A 3,501-nucleotide genomic window follows, 5' to 3' on the forward strand; every position below is an offset into this window, starting at 1 on the left:
GGGCCGCCCTGCCGCTGGCCCCGGGCGTCGCCGGCGGCACCTACGATCCGGCGCTCTACGAATGCGTCAACGCCGGCGCGGCCGAGGTGCTCGCCGACCTGCAGGGCTTCCTCGAACGGCTCTGGAGCGTGAACGCTTCGGCCCGCATCATCCTCACGGTCTCGCCGGTGCCGATGATCGCCACCTTCATGGACCGGCACGTGATGGAATCGAACAGCTACTCGAAGTCGGTGCTGCGGGTGGCGGCGGGCGAGGCCTGCGCCTCCGGCGACCCGCGGGCGGTGTACTTCCCCGCCTACGACATCGTCACCAGCAACGTGAACGCGGGGCGCTATTACAACGACGACCTGCGCACCATCAACGACGCGGGCGTGCGCCACGTGATGCGCTCGTTCCTCGCCACCTTCGCGGCCGACCGCACCACCCCGGCCCCGGTGCAGGCCGCCCACGACTTCGCCGCGGAATACGAGGGCACGGCGGGCGTGATCTGCGACGAGGAGCAGATCGAACGCAGCGTGGCGTGAGGCGAAATCAGGAGACGCCGACCGGCCCCCTCTCCCGAATGGGAGAGGGTTGGGGTGAGGGGGGCGACATGTCCGGAAAGACCTCGCCCCTCACCCTGTCCCTCTCCCGAACGGGAGAGGGGACCCGCGCTCCATCCGTCCGGGGCGCCGCGGCCTACTGCAGGTGCTTCGTGTAGATCTCGCCCGCCGCCGCCTTGATCTCGGCCCCGCACTCGCGGCCGATCCGGGCCGCGTCGGCGACCGGGCCCGAGCGGGAGGCGGCCCAATGGCGGCTGCCGTCGGGGAGGAACAGCAGGCCGTCGAGGCTGAGCGTGTCGCCCTCGATCCGCGCCAGCGCCGCGATCGGCGTGCGGCAGGAGCCGTCGAGCTCGGCCAGCAGCGCCCGCTCGGCGCCGATGGCGGTGGTGGTGCGGGCGCAGGCCAACGGGGCCAGCAGCGCGTGGATCTCGGCGTCGCCTTCGCGGGCCTCGATGCCCAGCGCCCCTTGGGCCACCGCCGGCAGCATCTCCTCGACCGAGAGCACCGAGCGCGCCATGCCCTCCAGGCCGAGGCGCTCGAGGCCGGCGAGCGCCAGCAGCGTCGCGTCGCACTCGCCGGCCTCGAGCTTGCGCATGCGGGTGTTGGCGTTGCCGCGCAGCGGCACGATCCGCAGGTCCGGCCGGCGCATCAGCACCTGCGCCGCGCGCCGGAGCGAGGAGGTGCCGACGCGCGCGCCCTCGGGCAGTTCCGCGAACCCGGAGGCCCGCGGCGACAGGAAGGCGTCGCGCGGGTCGTCGCGCGCCAGGATGCAGGCGATGACCAGCCCCTCGGGCAGCCAGGTCTCGACGTCCTTCATCGAGTGGACGGCGACATCCACCTCGTCGGAGAATAGCGCCTGCTCCAATTCTTTGGTGAACAGCCCCTTGCCGCCGATCTCGGAGAGCGGCCGGTCCAGGATCTTGTCCGCCACGGTGGTGACGACGACCAGCTCGGTCTCGAGGCCGGGGTTGGCCGCCACGATCTTGTCGCGGACCATGCCGGTCTGCGCGAGCGCCATCGGGCTACCGCGGGTGCCGATGCGGAGGGGACGCTGGATCATGTGCTTCTTGTCTCGCCCGAGCTTTGCGCGAGCATCGTTGCGGGACGACGTGGGCGCAAGCTCTGTCGATGCTTCGGGACCGATCACTCCGCAGGAAGCGCGGGTCACCTCTCCCGTTCGGGAGAGGGGGCGCGTCGAGCGATCCGTCAGAACGCCTTCAGCACCCGCTCGGTGTGCTCCACCGCGGGCGGGCTCGCGAAGCACGGGGAGACGATGGCGCGGTAATCCTGCCAAGCTTGCGAGCCGGTGAAGTCCTTGGTGTGGGCCTCCAGCGTCTCCCACTCGATCAGCAGGCGGTAGCGCTGCGGATGCTCGACCGAGCGCCGCACGTCGAAGCTGCGGCAGCCGGCGGCGACCCGGAAGATCTCGGCGGCCCGACTGATGCCGGCCTCGAACTCGGCCTCCATGCCGGGCTTGATCTCGACCTGCGCGATTTCGAGGATCATTCGTGTCACGTCCTTGTGCGGCAAGAAACTATTGGAGCGGGCGGCCGAGCTTGCGCGCGAGGATCCGCTGCGGGCTCGTCTCCGGGTCGGCCTGGGCGGAGACCGGCAGGTAGGCGGTCTGCTCCAGCATGTAGCGGCCGCCCATGGCCCCGTGCATGACGAGGTCGGAGAAGGTCACCCAGGTCTGGCCGGGCTGGAATTCCACGTCGGCCTGGGGGGCGTTCGCCTGGTAGGCCGCGTCCTGCTTCAAGGCGTCGTGCAGGTGCAGCATCAGGTGGTCGTATTCCGAGCGCCGCGCCTTGGTGATGCGGAGCGCTGCCAGCAGGCGCGCCGAGAGCGGCGAATAGCCCGGGAGCTTGGGCAGGAACTTGTCGGCCATCGAGCCGAAATCCTCGCCCACCCGCCACAGGCGCGGCTGGCCGCTCGGGTTGATGTTGCGGAACACCCGCAGGATGCGCTTTTCGCCGATCGGGTTCGAGGGGAAGGCGTCGACGTGCAGGCGGGTGTCGTCGCGGCGCCAGCTCATCTTGCGCCGGTCCACGTCGAAGGGCCGGTACGAGGTGCCGGCGAGGCTGATCCGGTCGGCGTATTCCGGCAGGTGGCGCGCGATCAGCGCTTCGGCGAAACCGCGATAGCGCACCAGCAGCCGGCGCAAGCCCTCCTGCTCCTCCGGCGTGCCGGCAGCACCCCGGAGGCTCGCCGCCTCGCCGCGGATGTTGACGTTCTTGGCCTTGCCGTCGGCGAACGGGCGCTCGGTGAAGCGCCGCTCGAAGTCGCTGAACGGGAAGTCGAGATCGGGGAACATCAGCACCGCGCCGCCTTCGAGCGCCGCGGCGAGCGAGCCGTTCGCGGCGGATCCCGCAGCGGGGACGGTGAAGATCGGGCTGATCATGCGGGTCGCGTGTCCTGTCGCGTGGCCGGCTTCGCGGGTCCGCGGGTTTAGCCGACGCCCGCGGGAAGGGCCAGCCGCGGCGGTTTTCCGGTGGATGACGGCACCTGCGTCCTGTCATCCCGGGATGCCGCAACCGGAACGCCTTGCGCAACCGATGCCGAGGCGGCACGTTCTCCCCCTGTTCCGGGCGGTCTCGCCCGCGCAAGGATCATTCGCCGATGGCGACGCTGAAGGAATTCGAGGAGTCGCTGCGCGAGCACGGCATGAACATGGCGCTCGCGCTGCTGGAGCGCCTGCGCGAGCGCGACCGCGCCACCCGCACGGTGAAGCCCGCCCGCCGGCTGACCGGGCAGAAGATGACGCCGGAACTCGCCCACGCCATCCTCGACCTGCACGCCTCCACCGGCATGACCCAGCAGGAGATCGCCTTCAAGGTCGGCGTGAACCAGGGGCGGGTCAACGAGGTGATCAAGCGCGGCAAGTGGCTCGACGGCGATCCGCACGCCCCCGAGGCGGTGGCCCGCGACAAGGCGCTCGCCCGCCTGCGCGGCGAGCCGACGG

Annotated in this window: 5 protein-coding genes; 2 read left to right on the forward strand and 3 right to left on the reverse strand. The window is 71.0% G+C overall.

Features of this window, described 5'->3' with window-relative positions:
* A partial coding sequence (locus tag FV222_RS20460; RefSeq protein WP_147815508.1) for a GSCFA domain-containing protein occupies window positions 1-524 on the forward strand: 524 nt, incomplete at its 5' end.
* Between the two features lie 154 nt (window positions 525-678).
* On the opposite strand, the gene hemC is transcribed toward FV222_RS20460, so the two are convergent.
* The 3 genes from hemC to FV222_RS20475 all read right to left on the reverse strand — a co-directional run bounded on the left by hemC (window position 679) and on the right by FV222_RS20475 (window position 2,940).
* Complete coding sequence (gene hemC / locus FV222_RS20465) at window positions 679-1,602, reverse strand: hydroxymethylbilane synthase (RefSeq protein ID WP_147753516.1); 924 nt, start codon at window positions 1,600-1,602, stop codon at window positions 679-681.
* Window positions 1,603-1,748: 146 nt separating this feature from the next.
* Window positions 1,749-2,048, reverse strand: a complete 300-nt coding sequence (locus FV222_RS20470) for an antibiotic biosynthesis monooxygenase family protein (RefSeq protein WP_147753517.1) — start codon at window positions 2,046-2,048, stop codon at window positions 1,749-1,751.
* A gap of 28 nt (window positions 2,049-2,076) precedes the next feature.
* Window positions 2,077-2,940: a Kdo hydroxylase family protein gene (locus FV222_RS20475; protein WP_147815509.1), complete on the reverse strand. Its 864-nt coding sequence runs from the start codon at window positions 2,938-2,940 to the stop codon at window positions 2,077-2,079.
* Window positions 2,941-3,158: 218 nt separating this feature from the next.
* On the opposite strand from FV222_RS20475, the gene FV222_RS20480 reads away from it, so the two are divergent.
* A partial coding sequence (locus FV222_RS20480; RefSeq protein ID WP_147815510.1) for an RNA polymerase subunit sigma-70 occupies window positions 3,159-3,501 on the forward strand: 343 nt, incomplete at its 3' end.

The sequence above is a fragment of the Methylobacterium sp. WL103 genome (genome assembly GCF_008039885.1).
In the GTDB taxonomy this organism is placed as follows: domain Bacteria; phylum Pseudomonadota; class Alphaproteobacteria; order Rhizobiales; family Beijerinckiaceae; genus Methylobacterium; species Methylobacterium cerastii.